A 14,956-nucleotide genomic window follows, 5' to 3' on the forward strand; every position below is an offset into this window, starting at 1 on the left:
GCCTTGCCCACCGTTTTGCTCAAACTCGCCGGCCCGTTACAGTCCTGGGGCGCCACGAGTAGGTTTCGGATCAGAGAAACAGAACGCGCCCCCACGAAATCTGGTGTCATTGGTCTTGTCGCTGCGGCCTTAGGACGCGCTCGCGGCGAATCACTCGACGATCTTGCTTCGCTTGATTTCGCTGTTCGGATTGACCAACCCGGGCATTTACTACGCGACTACCAAACCGCGATCGACTGGAACGCCACAACGAAAGCTGAAGCAAGCCCAAAACTCAGCACTCGCTTGTATCTTTCAGACGCAGTATTTGTTGCAGGGCTCTCTGGAGAAGACGAGATAATCAATAAAATAGCCGCCGCTATCAGGCGCCCCGAGTATCCGCTCTTTCTCGGTCGACGGGCTTGCCCCGCACCCCCAGACCTGCTGCTCGGCATACGCGAAGGAGGATTGCGCGAGGCTCTCGCAGCTGAACCGTGGAAAGCCTCACTGGCTCATCAACGCAAGCAACCCCCACAGGTATCACTTGCTATGTTTCGCGATGCTCACCCAGGTGAACTAGGCGATCGAATCAGAGACGTGCCCATCAACTTCTCACAGGAGCGCAGACAGTACTCGTGGCGTGAATATCTCAGTGACGATTCGGTCACTGTTACAAATAGCAAAGGTAGGGGCACGCAAGAATTTTTCTTCACTGAGGTGGCAAACTCATGACCTATTTTTCGAAATTCGAGATCAACCCACAGCGCAGGGCTTCCAGAAAACTCATTACAAACCCTCGGGCCATGCATGCGAGTGTGCTCTCACTCTTTGCTCCCGACAGTCACACCACTGACGAACGTGTGCTTTGGCGCCTTGATAACGCCCATCCGCGCCACACGCTATACGTTGTGAGCCCAGAAAAGCCCGATTTTTCGCACCTCACCGAACAGGCCGGGTGGAAGACGAGTCCCGGCCAAAGTGCTGACTACACGCGGTTCTTGCAGCGGGTTACCACCGGAAGCGAGTGGCTTTTCACGCTTCAGGCAAACCCGACAAAAGCACTGCGTCAAGAAGGCAAGCCCGGAGCACACCAACGTGGAACCATCATTCCCTTGGTGACTGAAGAACAACAGATCACATGGTTTCAACAGCGTACAGAGCAGTGGGGTTTCAAGCTTCATGAGGTTACTGACTTTCCCGGTCTCAACGCACCTATCACCGATCTAAGAGTCGTGGAGAATAGAGAGCAGGTTGCTTATAAGCACCGCGAAGGTGCACCGAGCCAAAAGGTCACACTTCGAAAGGCCGTTTTTGAGGGGCGGCTCATCGTCACTGATGATCTTGCTCTACGCCGCGCCTTGGTGGGAGGAATCGGGAGAGCAAAGTCATATGGTTACGGCATGCTTACCCTTCGCAAACCCTAAATACGATTTATGCCGGCAGGCATGGTTCCTTTGATATTCCGTTCTAGAGTTTCATGCACATTAGGAGTTCATGCCAGCGCACCCTTCGAAGTTAAGGAAACCAGTAGTATCCCCAGGCCCGCACCCATATTGCCCGGCACCCATGGACTGTCTAAGTCTTAGACTCGCGCAGCTGGGCTCATCCCCGCATGTACGGGGCACTCTGCATTTGCTTGACACCTCACGAATCTTCGTCGGGCTCATCCCCGCATGTCCGGGGCACTCTCGCGGCGGGGGTTAGTCGCCTCGGTGAACGAGGGCTCATCCCCGCATGTGCGGGGCACTCCGAGTCTGCCCGCAAAACAATGTCAACAACGCGGGCTCATCCCCACATGTGCGGGGCACTCTCGTCTCCACCGTCAACCGAACGGATTCGGTCGGGCTCATCCCCGCATGTGCGGGGCACTCCACGATCCTGATTCCATGCAGCGCCGGTAAATGGGCTCATCCCCGCATGTGCGGGGCACTCAGAACTGTCTACTCCGATGACGTTCCGCAGCTGGGCTCATCCCCGCATGTGCGGGGCACTCAAGATGCTGAGGTGGTGAGCGATGACGACGGAGGGCTCATCCCCGCATGTGCGGGGCACTCTCGTTCGGCCAGTCAATCTCGTACGTCTTGCCGGGCTCATCCCCGCATGTGCGGGGCACTCGCGAAAATCTACGGCATCACATCTGACGGACTGGGCTCATCCCCGCATGTGCGGGGCACTCGAATTCAGACTAAGCCGGTCTATTCTCCTCAGGGGCTCATCCCCGCATGTGCGGGGCACTCCGCTGCTCGTGCTTGGTGGGGCGCTGCTCGGCGGGCTCATCCCCGCATGTGCGGGGCACTCCGGTGGGTGTGCAGTGATTCTTTGAGCTTGCGGGGCTCATCCCCGCATGTGCGGGGCACTCAGGTTTCGAGCTTGAAAGTGAAGTCGCCGTTAGGGCTCATCCCCGCATGTGCGGGGCACTCCACTCATCGAGGGCAAAGAATCAACAGATTTCGGGCTCATCCCCGCATGTGCGGGGCACTCGATCCATGGTGGGTCGCAGGTCACGGTGAATGGGGCTCATCCCCGCATGTGCGGGGCACTCGATGATTTCTTCCATGTCTTTCCTTCTTCCTTGGGCTCATCCCCGCATGTGCGGGGCACTCACCCCGTCAGGGTTTTCAGTGACAGTCGCCGGGGGCTCATCCCCGCATGTGCGGGGCACTCTCGCCGGGTCAACGTGGACGCCGCCCAGCAGGGGGCTCATCCCCGCATGTGCGGGGCACTCGCAGTGACGGTCCGGCCTGATGGGTGGGGTGCGGGCTCATCCCCGCATGTGCGGGGCACTCTCCGCATACGCCTTTCAGCGCGTTCGACCCGTGGGCTCATCCCCGCATGTGCGGGGCACTCACATAAGAAACACTAGCGTTCGAGCAAAATAATCCATTAAAAAATTGAGTTTCGACACTTACTCTGAAGTAATAATTTCATAGGGATGTCACTTCCCACTCCTCCCTATCAGGCAGCAAAGCTGTATCGCGGCTCACACTAGCCTCGATCGCGTTTACTTGACGAAAAGCAGGGTGTTCTGCCAGAAACACCCTGCTTTTCGTCAAGTGGATCAGAAATGATGGCTCCCTGAGGCAATCAGCGGATCATCGCCCCGGTCTTCGTCAGCTAGCGACGCACGCGCGTCTGCCGACTGCGCCGCATCACCAGCAACGAAGCTCCAGTCAGAAGCATCATCGCCGCCAACAGCAACGCTTCGTAAGCTACCCCACCGGTTTGAGCAAGGTGGCCCTGGCCGGTGTTGTGGTTCGCAGAGCCTGCTCCCGGCACTCCGTTTTCCCCTGCCCCGGAGGGAGCATGGCCACCACCATTGGGGCCCTCACCGGAGTCGGGGCCGGGGCCGGTGTTGCCGTCGGTGTCAGCTCCGGGACCGGTTTCTCCGTCGGTCTCGGTGCCGCTGCCGTCGTCGGTATCGGTTCCATCGTCGGTGCTCGTGCCGCTGTCAGAACCAGCATCGCCACCGGTTCCGTCAGCTCCGTCAGTTCCGTCGTCGGCATCGGCATCGGCATCGGCATCAGTGTCGGTGTCGGCGTCGGCATCAGTACCGCCGTCGGTGTCGGTACCGCTCTCACCGTCGTCAGTGTTGCCGTCGTCAGTGCCACCGTCGTCAGTATCGGCGTCGTCAGTATCGCCGTCGCCATCTGGGTTCTCGGGGTCTGTCGCAGGCGCAACAGTCACCTCAATCGCCTCAGAGGCCGCGGCCTCGTAGTTGCTGTCACCGCTAAACACTGCCGCCACTGCATGAGTGCCAGAGACGAGATCGTTCACCGGAAGGCTCGCAACACCGCCGCTCAACGCAACGGGCTCACCGAGCTTCTTGTCGCCGGCAAAAAACTGCACGGTACCAGCGGGGTGAAAACCATCGAGCAGGCCGCCAACAGTCGCGGTCAGCACTGTCGTGTCGCCCTCGTCGAGCTCGATAGGAGCGGCCTCAACCGAAACAGTAGTCGCAGCCAAAGGAACCTCAATATCAACCTGAGCTTCTGATGCCTCGTGGTTCTGGTTGCCAAGGTATCGCGCGGTCACGACGTGCGCACCGCCAGAGAGACCCGGAAGATCCGCCTCGGCCTGCCCATCAACCAGCGTCACGGTACCCGATGAGGCCCCGTCTACGAACAGCTCAACGTCTCCGTCAGCGGGAACGGGCGCAAGCCTCAGCAGTGAACCGAGGCCGCTCCTATTCACCGTTGTGGTGACGCTGAAAGGTTCGCCAAGGGCAAGAGCAGCGCGATCAACCTCGATGGAAACACTGCTCTTAGCTGGTTTCACAACAAACGACATGGTGAACGACGCTGCAGCGATGTCGTCGGTGCCGGGGTATTCGATAACGACGCTGTGCTCGCCAGCGGGAAGCCCGGTAAACGGCATGGTCACCGTACCGTCTTCAGCAAGGTGTGGTTCAAAGACTTCTTCACCGTTCAGCGTCACCGTGATGGCACCGCTCGCCTTTGCCCAGTCAGATTCGGGAGTCGTTGCCGCAATGAGCAACGAGAGACTCTCGCCGTAAGTCTGGAGCCCGTAGAGCGCCGCTTTCAACTCGCTCTGAACAAGCTGCACCGCAAACACAGCCTCGGTAGAGCTTTCAAGAAACTCTGGCTCAGGCACGAAGCGCGCTGAAAGCGTGATATCGGTCACCAGGTCGATGGTGATGTCTGTTTCGAACACGGCCGTTGAACCAGTAACACGGCTCGGGGTGTGCTCGGCAGCCACCTCCTGACCATCGACCTCAAAAATGACCGTGCCTTCTGGCACTAACCCGTCGAGATCTGTCGAGACCTCAGCCCTCATCGTTTCAGACGTTTTCACGGTGAGCGCGGGCCTCTCAGAAGCGAGTGTCAGCTCGGTCGCTCTCGGTTGCACGTCAACCGTCACAGGCTTGGCCACCGAGCCAAGCTGCGGGTGCCCCATGGCCGGAACAAACTTGGCTTCGATCGTGTGAAGGGCAACACCTGGGCGATCGATCACAAGGGTTGCTACGCCGTCGCGCACCTCTACCTCTTCACGAAGATCGTCGTCAGAGGTGAAGAGCACGGTGCCCTTCGGCTCAAGCCCGTCTCCATCAACAGCAACCTCAACACGCAGTGCTTCGCCGTAGGTAAGCGACTCGGGCGCGGTTGCAGCCGCTGTTGTCGGTCGTGCAACAACCGTGAGCACCTGTGCGCTCGACTTTGACCCAACCATTGGCAACTCGGCGCTGGGAGTGAACTCGGCGTGAATCGCCACATCTCCCAGCCGGTCAAAAAGACCTGCCTCGAAGGTCGCCGTTGCTTCACCGTCTTCCAGAGCAGCTGAAGTGATGGCTTCGTCGTCGATATAGAAGGTGACGGTGCCTTCAGGCTGCACGGCCGGGACAGCGTTCGATACCTGTGCCGTGACGCGTGCATCGTCACCGTACACAAGCGTTTCTTCATCAAGCGCAAGCGTCGTCACAGATTCAATTTTGGTGACCTCGTACTCTGCATTCGCGCTCAACACACTTTTATCATCAGAGTGCGTGTACGTTGCAGTGACCGTGTGTTTGCCCAGCGCATCGGTGTTTAGCGGCCATGAGCCTTTCCCGTTGGTCAAGCCCTGACTCTCGACAGGGGCGCCGTCAATCTCAACGAATACCTCACCGTCAGCGAGTTCGAGGCCTGATTGCCACTGCACCAGAACCTCGGCAAACACATCGCTTGCACTCACTTCTACCGTTTCGGGCACAACCAGATCGATACTATTGCTGGGCTCAACAATCGTGAAGGTGCCGTGTATCGGGTCAGCATCAAACAGTGGGTCTTCTTCCAAAAAACTGAGTGTGTAATCGTAGACATCGACGGGAGTTGGCAGTACCAGGTCATTGGCGCTGAGAAAGCTGACCCCCTCGGAACGGTTAAAGCTTGGTAGCGAAAAACCCTTGTAGTTCTCTCTGTGGCCTGTCTTCTGGCCCACCATATCGAGTGATAACCGTGTCGTGACATGATCGTTTTCACCCCAATACACCGGGTCGCCAGGGTTCTTGATAGCCCGTGCCTGCATCGAAAACTTAATCATTCTACCAGTCAGAATCGTCTCTGGGTGCGTGAAGCTCAACTCCGTTTTCCACCTGGCCGCAGCCTTTCGGTCGACACTGTCGAGAGAACCCGAAAAGTTTTCGCTGCCGAGATACTCAGCGTAAAAACTGTTTGTTCGGCCCAGTGGTGCAATATCTGCCGAGGCAACCCCGTCAGGCCCAACCGCGACGAGCAGCCGGTTTGAAGGTTCGGGCTCGTTTGCATCGCTTCCAGGGGGAGCGACCCAAAAAGCGACCTGCCCCTCACGAACCGGGGCCCCCGCCGCTGTGTGAACGTGAGCCTGAACGGTTGTTTTTTGGGCTGCTTTCAACCCATCTTCTGCGACTTCGATCGCGGTCTCGGTTGCCTCACCGCAGCCGATAACGTTCAATTCAGCCGCCAGGTTTTGGCCTCGAAAGTTCCAGTCCCTCGAGTCAGGCTTCATCTCGATGCTCGCCTTGTGCTTGCCAATCGGCAGATCACCGAGGCTGTGCGTCTCGACAACAGCACCAAAGTGTCTGCTCATCACGAGTTCCTTTTCCTTACCCGGCGACTCAAGCCAAAGGTTCAGAAGCACCAGGGGCTGCGCCGCACCACTATCATTTTTGACAGCAATATCGACGGTTTGCTCATTGCCTACGCACAGGTTCGTTTTACTGGTATCGAGACTGACCACTGAAGTGGGCTCTGCGCTAATCCAAACCCAGCCGTTGCCGCTTGTTCCACCGTATTCGTCAAAGCGCAGTGCGTTATCAATCATTTCTGAATCACTCGAGATGAAAGCACTACTCGATCCACCACCACCGCTCGAATCTTGCACGCTGTGCCCGCCGCAGCCGTAGGAATTCCTACTGCCCCCGCCGCCGCCACCGCCACCCGACATACCCTGGTTGCCGGCGAAGGTCGTTCCATGCTTCGTCTCTGAGTCATAGGCGCAGTTTATGTATGCGTGATGTGGGTTAGACCCTGGTATTCCATTCGACGAAGCTTTGCCAGCAACGGCTCCGTCTCCGCCGTGAAGCGGGACATTGGGGTAGTCGGATGATCCGCCACCGCCGCCACCGCCGCCAGAGAGCTCAAAAAACCAACCTTGTGTGCCATTTGGCTTGAGATAGGTGATGCTCGTTGATCCGCCGCCACCGCCGCCACCGCCTCCCTTGTTAAAGCCATTGCCGCCGTTGCCACCAGCGACGCCTCCCGAACCGCCCTTGCCGCCGCGATCACCCCGAGCGTCCTGCCCCTTCTTGCCAACGCGCACCTGAAGCACCCCACCAGGCTCGACGGGCAACGTTTGCGGGTTCCATGCGTCGAGATAGCCGCGGTAGCCTGCTCCGCCCTTACCGCCGCTACCACCATTTTTCACCGCGGCGCCGTCTCCCCCTGAGGCAGATTCGGCAAGAACCTTGACCTCTTCAACCCCGCCAGGAATCTTGACATCGGTGTCTTCCACGAATTCGCCGTAGAAACTATCGTAACTCCAGGGCAGTGTGACCACGCGTGGGGCAGCTTGCGCCGGTGCCGGAGCCAGCAAGCCCGGGAGTAGCAAGAGGCTCGCGAGCGCGCTAGCCATTGCTACTTGGAGAGCCCTTCGAACGGTTCTTTTGGTTCGTTGAACCCCTGACGTGCGACCCATGGTTTGTTTCATGTTGATCTGCTCTTCCCCTATAAGCGACAACTGTGACGACGAAGCGGGCGCCGGTCAGCGGCGACTAACCCCCGATTAAAACCCCCGTCTATGCTCTGAGTAGCTTAGCCAGCTTTCGGTGCATTAGAAAGGCGGCTTTGGGGTCTACTTGACGAAAAGCAGGGTGTTCAGCCAGAAACACCCTGCTTTTCGTCAAGTAAACCGAGAAGTCTCAGACAGGGGCGCTGCGAGCGGCAGGCGACAGCCGCGCGCACAGGCACCCGAGCGGATCAGCCCGCCGACTCACCCGCCACCTCGCCGATGGCCGGCCGCACGTGCGCCCGCTGCCCCTGCCGCCCCACGAGGCTCAGGTACTCGACCGGGCCAGCGCTCGTGGCGCCGAACCAGTGCGGTGTGCGGGTGTCGAACTCGACAGCCTCGCCGGCCTGCAGCCTGAGGTCTTGGTCGCCGAGCACGAGCCGCAGGGTGCCGTTCAGCACGTAGGCCCAGTCGTGGCCCTCGTGGGTGCGCGGCTTGGGTACGTCGTCGTCGTTGCCGGTGGGCAGAACGAACTTGTAGGCCTGCACGCCTCCGGGGCGGCGGGTCAGCGGAATCACAATCGCACCGCCATCAATCGTCATGGGCCGCAGGTCGATGCGCGGGTTTGCGGTGCGCGGGGCATCGACGAGCGAGTCGAGGGTGACGCCGTAGTACCGGGCGAGCGGCAGCAGTTGCTCAAGAGTTGGGCGGCGCACCCCGGCTTCGAGGCGCGAGAGGGTACTGGCCGAGATGCCGGTCGCTTCGGCGAGCGCCACGAGGGTCACGTCACGGCGCAGGCGCAGGTTCTTGAGCCTCGGCCCAACGGTGTCGAGGGTTTCGTCAGCGGTGCTGTTCATACCCCCCATATTGCCATTCGGCAAATATGTTTGCCAAGTCGCACCCACGCCGCGATACTCAGTGTCTGACCAACGTTCAAAGGCCAACACCAAAAGCCCAAGCCCAAGCCCAAAGACCAACACACAAAGCCACCACAAGGAACTCCCATGCACCAGCCAAACGAAACCCACGAGTACGAGGTCGCCATTCTCGGCGGCGGATCGGCCGGGCTCAGCGCCGCCCTCACGCTCGCGAGGGCCCGTCGCAGCGTCATCGTCGTTGATCACGGCCAGCCACGCAATGCACCGGCGGCCGCGGCGCACGGCCTGCTGGGAAATGAGGGGGTCGATCCGCTGGGGTTGCTCGAGAAGGGGCGTGCCGAGGCATCGGCCTACGGCGCGACGATCGCGCACGCCGAGGTTCGGTCGGCCGCGCGCCTCGAGGAGGGCGGGTTCGCCGTCGAGCTTGACGATGGGGCCCGCGTGGTCGCACAGCAGCTCATCATCGCGACCGGAACGCGCGACGAGCTGCCCGAGATCGAGGGTCTCGCGGCGAGGTGGGGGCGCGACGTCGTGCACTGCCCGTACTGCCACGGCTGGGAGATCCGCGATCAACGCATCGTTCTCACCGCAACCGGGCCCATGTCGGCCAAGCAGGCCATGCTGTTTCACCAGTGGAGCGCGCACGTGACGCTCGTGACGAACGGGCTCAGCTTCGGCAGCGACGACCTCGAGATGCTCGCCGCCCTCGGCATCGACGTCGTGACCGACACGGTCTCGCGAGTCGAGGTCTCAGGCGATCGCATCACCGGGGTCGTGCTGGCAAGCGGTGGGCGGCTGGGGGCTGACGCGCTGGCGGTTCCGTCGTTTGCGAGGGCGCGGCTCGAGGGTCTTGAGGCGCTCGGCCTCGACGTCACCGAGAACCCCATGGGCGTCGCCGTCACGACCGACGAGGCGGGGCGCACCTCGGTCGAGGGCGTGTGGGCGGCGGGCAACGTCGCGAACCCGGCCACGCAGGTGAGCGAATCGGCTGCGCAAGCAGCCCGCGTCGCCATGACACTGAACACCGAGATGGTGTTCGCTCGCGCCAACGCCGCGGTCGCTGCAGGGGCTGCCTCATGACCGACTTCGACCGCGATTTTTGGCAGCGGCACTGGGCCGAGCGCGAGACCCGGGGAGTCCCGACGCCACACCCGTATCTCGCAACCGAGACGGCGCAGCTCGCCCCGGGCACCGTCCTCGACGCGGGGTGCGGTGCTGGCGCCGAGGCGCTGTGGCTCGCGAGGCAGGGCTGGAGCGTGACGGCGGCCGATATTTCGGCGAGCGCGCTCGACGAAGCGAAGCGGCACGAGAGGGCGGCTGGGACCACGACCCCCATCGAGTGGATCGAAGCCGACCTCTCACGCTGGAACCCAGACCGTACCTGGAGTCTCGTGGTCACGAGCTACGCACACGCCGAGATCGGCCAGCTCGCGCTGTACGAGCGGCTCGCCTCGTGGGTCGCGCCCGGCGGCACGCTGCTCATCGTCGGGCACGCGGCCAGCGAGCATCAGGAAGCCGGGCACGCGGCTCACGAGCACGTCGGCGAATCGCTACACGCCGCGCACCCGCACGAGGCAACCGTCACGCGCGAGGCCATCGCGGGGCTCTTCACGGCGGCCGACTGGAGCATCGAGACGAGCACCGAGCACACCCGTACTGCGCACCCCGGCGGGGCGAGCGTTGAACTGCGCGACGTGGTCGTTCGAGCGCGCAGGCTCGGCGGCGAGTAACCGGGGTGAGGTCTGCCGCGCGAGCGAAATATTGCGCGCACGGCAGGCCCTCGCCGCGAGTTACACTGTGTGTGCAACGGCCAAAGGAGAACAGCGTGCACACCTACCCCAGCTACATTGCCCCCTCTGGCGAAGCGATTGTTGAGTTTGTGCGCGCCAACCCCTTCGCCATCGTCGCGACCTCGACCGCGGGGGCGCCGGTTGCCACGCACGTTCCGATCGTGTTTCAGCCCGGCTTCGAGCCGCAGGGCACCTTCGTGGGCGAAACCCTGTGGGGGCACATGGGTCGCGACAACCCGCACTGGCAGCTCTTCGCCGAGAACCCCTCGACGCTGCTCGCGTTCAGCACCTCGCACGCCTACGTCTCGCCGAGCAACTACGGCTTCGCCGACGCGGTGCCCACCCTCGACTACGCGACCGTGCACCTCACGGGCAAGGTCACGATCATCGAAGACGATGCGCTGAGCCTCGACGTCGTGAAGCAGACGGTTTCGCACTTCGAGAGCGCCCGATCAGAGCCGTGGGAGCAGAGCCCGTCGTTCCCGATTTACGAGAAGATTTTGCCGGGGATCGTCGCCTTCACCATCGAGGTCGAAACCGAGACCGCGATGTTTAAGCTCAGCCAGGACATGCCCGCCGACGTGCACGAGCGCGTCGTCGCCGACCTCACGAGCGGCGAGCGCAAACACCCCGATGTCGCCGCTCTCATGCGGCGCATCGGGGTGAGTGCTGAGGCCTGCCCTGGGGCTTAGCCCAGGTGCTTGCCCTTCGTTTCAGGAACCGTGAACACCGTAATGAGGGTGATCACGAGCAGCGCCATCGTGTAGAGCGGGAACCAGTTGTAGTCCTGCCCCGAGGCGTAGGTCTGAATGTAGGGGGCGGTGCCGCCGAATGCCGCGACCGCGAGGGCGTACGGGAAGCCGATGCCTGAGGTGCGCACCTCGGGCGGGAAGAGCTCTGAGAACATGGCCGGCATGATCGCGAGCGCTCCGGCGAGAATAGCCGACATGAGCGAGACGCTGAGCACGAGCACGAGGAAGTCGTTGCGCAACCACGCCTGAATGGGCAGGTAGAGCACGAGCGCGGCGCCAGCGCTGATGATCATGATGGGCTTGCGACCGAAGCGGTCAGAGAGCATGCCCCACAGCGGCAGCGACACGATGAGCACGATGTTGCCGATGACGCCCGCCCAGAGGGTCAGGCCGCGATCCATGCCGAGCTGCGTGTTGGCGTACGTCGGGGCGTTGATGGCCCACGCGTAGTAGGCCACGGTGATGCCGATCGTGAGGCCGATGACCTGCAGGGCGCCGAGGCGGTGCTCCCAGATCTGCGAGAAGATGTTACGCTTCGGGGCGCCCGACTTCTCGATGTTCGTGAACGCTTCGGTCTCTTCCATGTTGCGGCGCAGGTACAGCGTGTAAAGGCCGGCAACAGCGCCGATCGCAAACGGAATGCGCCAGCCGAACGCGTCGAGCTGCTCGGCCGTGAGCGTGAGGTTCAGCACCGCCGCGAGCAGCACGCCCGCGAGAATGCCGGTGGTGCCCGAAACGTAGATCCAGCTCGACCACAGGCCGCGGTGCTTCGCGGGAGCGACCTCAGAGAGGAACACCTGCGACGACGGCAGCTCGCCACCGTGGGCGAGGCCCTGTAGCAGGCGGGCGAGCAGCAGCATGAGCGACGACCACGCGCCAACCGTCTCGTACGACGGCAGCAGCGCGATCGCGAGGCTGCCGAACGAGGCGAGAACGATCGCGAGGGTCATCGAGTACTTGCGACCCTTGCGGTCGCCGATCCACCCGAAAACAAACCCGCCAAAGGGCCTGGCGATGAAGCCAACGGCGAAGATCGCGAGGGTCGAGAGCAGAGCCGAGGCCGGGTCGGCGTCGTTGAACGCGTGGGCCGCGATGTAGATCGTGAACGAGGCGTAGACGTTCCAGTCGTACCACTCGAGCAGGTTGCCCATGCCGATGCCGACGAGGTTTTTGCGCACGGTGCGTCGCTCGGCAGGGGTGTAGTGACCGTGCGTGCCGTCGGTCGTGTCGTGGGTGGTGGTCATCATGTTCCTTACGGTGCTTCGTTGCAGGGGTTAAGCGGGCGGGTTGAGGCGGCGAGCGGCGAGCGTGGCGAGCAGGGCCGTGCCCCTCGTGAGCACCGCCTCGTCGAATTGCGCGCCGGCGGCGTGGTTGTAGGGGCCCGTCTCGAGGTCAACGCCCTCGGGAGTCGCCCCCAGCGGAATGAAGACGCCGGGCACGTGCTCGAGCATCTTCGAGAAATCTTCTGAGGCGCTGAGCGGCTGCTTCGGCCGTTCGAGGCTCTCGTCGCCAAACAGCTCGGCGACGGTTTCCGCGACGAAATCGGCCTCGTCGGCGTCGTTCTTCGTGACGGGGTACAGCATCTCGTAGTCGATGTCGATCGTGACGCTGTGCGCGTCGGCCACGCCCTCGAGCACCTTCACGACCTCGCTGCGCATGAGCTCACGGTTCTTCTCGCTGAAGGTACGAACGGTCGCCAGCATCTCGACGCTCTCGGGAATGACGTTCTCGGTCGATCCGCCGCGAAACATGCCGAACGACAGCACGACCGGGTCAAAGGCGTCGAAGCGGCGCGTGACCATCGTCTGCAGCGCGCTCACCATCGCGGCACTCGCGGTGATGGGGTCGATGGCCTGATGCGGTGCGGATCCGTGCCCTCCGTGACCGCGCACGACCATGCGCACGGTATCTGAGGCACTCATGATCGCGCCCTGACGCACGAGAAAGCGGCCGCTCTCGATGTGCGACGAGAAGACGTGCAGCGCGTAGGCGGCCACGGGCTTCGCGCCCGTGATCTCAAGCAGGCCCTCGTCGAGCATGTGCTGCGCGCCGTCGAAGCCCTCTTCGCCCGGCTGGAAGACGCACACGACGTCGCCCGCGAGCTCGTCACGGTGCTCGGCGAGCAGCTTCAGCGCGCCCACGAGCATGGTCATGTGCAGGTCGTGGCCGCACGCGTGCATGTTCGTCGCGTCGGGGTTCACGAAGTCGAGACCCGTCTCTTCGACGACGGGCAGCGCGTCCATGTCGCTGCGCAGGAGTACGGCGGGGGCTGGGGTGTCGGTCGCGGTCGCGCCTGCCGTGCCGCGGATCACTGCCGTAATCGAACTCAGCGACTCGCCGAGCGTCACCTCGACTGGCAGGCCTTCGAGCTCTTGGAGCAGTCGCTGCTGCGTGAGTGGCAGGGAGAGCCCCTGCTCAGGAATCTGATGCAGATCGCGACGCAGTGCACGCAAAGCGCCATCAAGTTCAAGCGATCTCGCTACGAAATCCACGGTGATCTTCCTAACTGCGGCCCTCGGTTGGCCACGCGACTTTTTGCTCCTTTCATTATTCAACCGGTGCAGAGCGCTGGCTTAGTCATGCGATAAACCTGCGTTTACTGTGCTTTGAGCGAGCATTCGTGCACTGATTCTTGTGATAACGCGATATTCTTGCACTCATGAAACATGCCCCAGACCCGCTCGAGCTCGTCGGAGCGCTGCAGATCGCGCCGCGCGCCTCGTGGCGACAACTCTCGCAGGTGCTCGGGGCCTCGCCCCTCATACTCGCGCAGCAGTGGCAGCGGCTCACCGACCGCGGTCTCGCCTGGTGCACGGCCGTACCCTTCGGGCGCAACCGCCCCGGAACCCTCACATTCGTCGCCGTGCGCTGCCTGCCCGAGCACCGCGACCGCCTCACCGAAGAGGCCATCGCGATTCCCGAGATCGTCTCGATCGAGGAGCCGGCACGGCACTGGGACCTCATCTTCACCGTGCTCACCCCCGACTTCGAGAGCTACCTCGAAAGCCTCAACGAGCGCATCTCAAAGCTGCCGGGCATCACCCGCTACGAGACGATCATTTGCACGCGCGTGCACTTCGACGGTCACGAGTGGCGTCTCGGAAGCCTCGACCACACCGCCCGCCAGCAACTCGTGCAGCTCGCCCGCACCGACACCTCGGCCACTCCCCCACCCCTGCGCGACGGCGACCGCGAACTGACCCCCTACCTGCACCGCGACGGCCGCGCCACCGTCGCCGACATCGCCGAATCCCTCGGCACCCACCCGAGCACCATCTCGCGCCGCATGCAACGGCTGCTGCTCTCAGGCAAAGTCACCCTGCGCTGCGACCTCGCGCCCGAACTGCTCGGCCAGCCCATCAGCAGCCAGTGGTTCTGCTGGCTCTCACCTGAGCAGCACACCGCCGCAGCCGCCGCGCTGCGCAGCTTCCCAAACCTGCGCTTCTGCGCCTCGACCACAGGCGAAACGAACTTCACTTTCGTACTCTGGGTGCGTACCCCCGAAGAGATCTTCGAGGCCGAGCGCCGCCTCATCGAACACATTCCGGGCTTCTCGATCGCCGAAAGCTCGATCACGGTGCGCTTCATCAAGCGCATGGGCTGGCGCCTCGACGAGCGGGGCCGCCGCACGGGCGAGCCGGTGAGCCCCGTGTTTGTGGGGTGAGGCCGGGTTGGCTGGGTTGGCCGGCTTTGCGTCGGGCGGACGGGTGGGCTGGCGAGCGGCCGGGCTGGCGGGCTGGCGGGCTGGCGGGCTGGCGGGCTGGCGGGCTGGCGGGCTGGCAGGCAGGCAGGGCTGGCCGGGGCTGGCGCGGTTAGGGGCTGCGGCTGTCGGCGATCCGCCGATTGATGGGCAAGGCGG

At 62.6% G+C, this 14,956-nt stretch carries 10 protein-coding genes and 1 CRISPR repeat array; of the genes, 6 read left to right on the top strand and 4 right to left on the bottom strand.

Features of this window, described 5'->3' with window-relative positions; translation table 11 throughout:
• Nucleotides 1–3 precede the first annotated feature (3 nt).
• Nucleotides 4–711 (top strand): type I-E CRISPR-associated protein Cas5/CasD, encoded by a 708-nt coding sequence (gene cas5e, locus KTJ78_RS04370; protein WP_254259371.1) that lies wholly within the window; start codon nt 4–6, stop codon nt 709–711.
• Nucleotides 708–1,403, top strand: coding sequence for a type I-E CRISPR-associated protein Cas6/Cse3/CasE (gene cas6e, locus KTJ78_RS04375; protein WP_217132968.1), 696 nt, complete (start codon nt 708–710; stop codon nt 1,401–1,403). The genes cas5e and cas6e overlap by 4 nt, the downstream gene beginning before the upstream one ends.
• Nucleotides 1,404–1,577: 174 nt before the next feature.
• Nucleotides 1,578–2,826: a CRISPR direct-repeat array (repeat unit 29 nt; unit sequence GGGCTCATCCCCGCATGTGCGGGGCACTC).
• Nucleotides 2,827–3,093: 267 nt separating this feature from the next.
• Here cas6e and KTJ78_RS13865 read toward each other — a convergent pair.
• Together KTJ78_RS13865 and KTJ78_RS04385 are read right to left on the bottom strand one after the other, a co-directional pair.
• The gene (locus KTJ78_RS13865) at nt 3,094–7,464 is read right to left on the bottom strand and encodes an Ig-like domain-containing protein (RefSeq protein WP_217132970.1); all 4,371 of its coding nucleotides are present in this window, start codon (nt 7,462–7,464) and stop codon (nt 3,094–3,096) included.
• A gap of 464 nt (nt 7,465–7,928) precedes the next feature.
• A complete protein-coding gene (locus tag KTJ78_RS04385; protein WP_217132972.1) occupies nt 7,929–8,534 on the bottom strand; it encodes a helix-turn-helix domain-containing protein in 606 nt (201 codons plus the stop codon).
• Nucleotides 8,535–8,681: 147 nt separating this feature from the next.
• Here KTJ78_RS04385 and KTJ78_RS04390 point away from each other — a divergent pair, with 147 nt between their 5' ends.
• The 3 genes from KTJ78_RS04390 to KTJ78_RS04400 all read left to right on the top strand — a co-directional run bounded on the left by KTJ78_RS04390 (nt 8,682) and on the right by KTJ78_RS04400 (nt 11,037).
• Entirely contained in the window at nt 8,682–9,635 is a 954-nt protein-coding gene (locus KTJ78_RS04390; RefSeq protein WP_217132974.1) for an NAD(P)/FAD-dependent oxidoreductase, read from the top strand.
• Nucleotides 9,632–10,285, top strand: a complete 654-nt coding sequence (locus tag KTJ78_RS04395; protein ID WP_217132976.1) for a class I SAM-dependent methyltransferase — start codon at nt 9,632–9,634, stop codon at nt 10,283–10,285. Before KTJ78_RS04390 ends, KTJ78_RS04395 begins: the two co-directional genes overlap by 4 nt.
• A 95-nt stretch (nt 10,286–10,380) precedes the next feature.
• Nucleotides 10,381–11,037, top strand: a complete 657-nt coding sequence (locus KTJ78_RS04400; protein WP_217132978.1) for an FMN-binding negative transcriptional regulator — start codon at nt 10,381–10,383, stop codon at nt 11,035–11,037.
• Here the strand turns inward: KTJ78_RS04400 and KTJ78_RS04405 are convergent.
• Both KTJ78_RS04405 and KTJ78_RS04410 read right to left on the bottom strand, forming a co-directional pair.
• The gene (locus tag KTJ78_RS04405; RefSeq protein WP_369807976.1) at nt 11,034–12,344 is read right to left on the bottom strand and encodes an MFS transporter; all 1,311 of its coding nucleotides are present in this window, start codon (nt 12,342–12,344) and stop codon (nt 11,034–11,036) included. The two genes, KTJ78_RS04400 and KTJ78_RS04405, sit on opposite strands and share 4 nt — an antisense overlap.
• Nucleotides 12,345–12,371: 27 nt before the next feature.
• A complete protein-coding gene (locus KTJ78_RS04410) occupies nt 12,372–13,589 on the bottom strand; it encodes a M20 metallopeptidase family protein (protein WP_369807977.1) in 1,218 nt (405 codons plus the stop codon).
• 167 nt (nt 13,590–13,756) lie between these two features.
• On the opposite strand from KTJ78_RS04410, the gene KTJ78_RS04415 reads away from it, so the two are divergent.
• On the top strand, nt 13,757–14,761 hold the full coding sequence (locus tag KTJ78_RS04415) for an Lrp/AsnC family transcriptional regulator (protein ID WP_217132979.1): 1,005 nt from the start codon (nt 13,757–13,759) through the stop codon (nt 14,759–14,761).
• Nucleotides 14,762–14,956 lie beyond the last annotated feature (195 nt).

The organism is Leucobacter chinensis (assembly GCF_019049105.1).
Taxonomy (GTDB): Bacteria; Actinomycetota; Actinomycetes; order Actinomycetales; family Microbacteriaceae; genus Leucobacter_A; species Leucobacter_A chinensis.